General features: G+C 63.0%; 2 protein-coding genes and 1 pseudogene. All 3 read right to left on the reverse strand.

Features of this window, described 5'->3' with window-relative positions; all coding sequences use genetic code 11:
* Nucleotides 1-1,302, reverse strand: a pseudogene (locus RTX98_RS01285) (glycine dehydrogenase); the annotation flags it as partial.
* The gene (gene gcvH, locus RTX98_RS01290) at nucleotides 1,299-1,658 is read right to left on the reverse strand and encodes a glycine cleavage system protein GcvH (RefSeq protein WP_312794031.1); all 360 of its coding nucleotides are present in this window, start codon (nucleotides 1,656-1,658) and stop codon (nucleotides 1,299-1,301) included. The gene gcvH and the pseudogene RTX98_RS01285, both read right to left, overlap by 4 nt.
* A gap of 76 nt (nucleotides 1,659-1,734) precedes the next feature.
* The coding region (locus RTX98_RS01295; RefSeq protein WP_312794032.1) for a glycine cleavage T C-terminal barrel domain-containing protein at nucleotides 1,735-2,052 on the reverse strand (318 nt) is incomplete at its 5' end.

Raw genomic sequence — 2,052 nt, forward strand, 5'->3', positions numbered from 1 at the left:
GGGCCGCGTCCGCTCGTCGAGCGACATGCCGATCTTCGTGGTTCCGACCTTGCGCAGGTTGACGCCCTCGGCCACGGCCGCACGCAGGATCAGCGCCTGCATGTGGCCGACTTCGACGGTGATCGTGTCGAAGAAGGTTTCGGGCTCGATCGTATAGCCAAGCTGTTCCAGGCCCTTGGCCATCAGCACCGCCTTCTTGTGGACCTGCTGCGCGATCGCCTTCAGCCCGTCCGGGCCGTGGAAAACCCCGTACATGGAAGCCATCACGGCAAGCAGAACCTGCGCGGTGCAGATGTTCGAGGTCGCCTTTTACCGCCGGATATGCTGCTCGCGGGTTTGCAGCGCCAGGCGGTAAGCGCGGTTGCCGCGCGCATCCACGGACACGCCCACCAGACGGCCAGGCATGGCGCGCTTATGCGCATCCTTTACGGCCATATAGGCGGCATGCGGACCGCCATAGCCGACCGGAACGCCGAACCGCTGCGTGGTGCCGACCGCAATGTCGGCATCCATTTCGCCGGGCGACTTGAGAAGCGTCAGAGCCAGGAGGTCTGCCGCGATGGCGGCAACGGCGCCGGTTTGATGCAGGCGGGCGATCAGCCCGGAAAAGTCACGGATATGCCCATGCGTGCCGGGATACTGGAAGATCGCGCCGAACACATCGACTGGGTCGAGGTCTGTCATCGGATCGCCGACAATCACCGACCATCCGAGTGGAGCCGCACGCGTTTCGATCAGCGCGATCGTCTGCGGATGGCAGTTCTGGTCGACGAAGAAGGCGGTTGCCTTGTTCTTGGCCTGACGCTGGCACAGCGCCATGGCTTCGGCCGCTGCCGTCGCCTCATCGAGCAGCGAGGCATTGGCGACATCCAGCCCGGTCAGATCGCAGATCATCGTCTGGAAGTTCAAGAGCGCTTCGAGGCGGCCCTGGCTGATTTCCGGCTGGTAGGGCGTGTAGGCCGTGTACCAGGCCGGGTTTTCCAGAATGTTGCGCTGGATCACCGGTGGTGTGACGGTGCCGTAATAGCCTTGGCCGATCAGCGAGGTGAGCACCTGGTTCTTGTTGGCCGTTTCACGCAAGCGGTCGAGCGCTTCGCGCTCCGTCAACGCCGCACCCCAAGCCAGCGGCTTCTGCTGGCGGATGGAGGAAGGCACTGTCGCGTCAATGAGCGCATCGAGCGAAGGATAGCCGATCACCTTCAGCATCGCCCCCATCTCGGCCGGTGAAGGACCGATATGGCGGCGATTGGCGAAGTCGTAGGGATCGTAATCGGTGAAATGGAAGTCGATGGAGTCACTCATCCGATCAGGTCCTGATAGGCGGCCTCGTCCAGCAGGCCGTCGGCATCTGCAAGGGTCTTCAGCTTGAGCTTGAAGAACCAGGCACCCTGCGGGTCCGAATTGACCAGCGAAGGATCGTCGACGAGCGCCTGGTTGACCTCGGTCACTTCGCCGTCGAGCGGCGCGTAAACGTCGGAAGCCGCCTTCACGCTTTCAACCGTGGCGGCGTTGTCGCCCTTGGCGAGTTCTGTTCCGATTTCCGGCAGTTCCACGAAAACGAGGTCGCCGAGCTGGTCGGCGGCATGCTGCGTGATGCCCACTGCTGCAACATCGCCATCGAGCTTCAGCCATTCGTGTTCGGCGGTGAACTTCAGCATTTTTTCTCTCCGAGAATGAAGGTGCACCGGGCCAGCTGCAGCGCAGCCTGATCCGGAAGCAGCATGAAATGAAACGTCAACGTTTGTAGGTGGGCGTGATGAACGGCATGGTAGACACGGTCATCGGCAGATACTTGCCGCGCACCTCAGCAAAGACCTGTGTACCGGGAGCGGTGTGCTCTGCGGGCAGATAACCCATGGCAACGGGGCCTTCCGCACTCGGACCGAACCCGCCGGAGGTGACCTCGCCGATCAATCTTTGCCCTTCGGCATCGGCGAAGAGCGGCGCATGCGCGCGCACCGGCGCTTTGCCGTCCGGCTTTAAACCGACACGGCGGCGGCGCGGCCCGTTGCTGAGCTCGCTCAAAACGCGTTGCGCGCCCGGAAAGCCGCC

Source organism: Tianweitania sp., from assembly GCF_032053605.1.
In the GTDB taxonomy this organism is placed as follows: Bacteria; Pseudomonadota; Alphaproteobacteria; order Rhizobiales; family Rhizobiaceae; genus Tianweitania.

Excerpts from the sequence above, each read along its gene's own strand:
- gcvH (WP_312794031.1), bottom strand. The coding sequence starts at position 1,658 with ATGCTGAAGTTCACCGCCGAACACGAATGGCTGAAGCTCGATGGCGAT.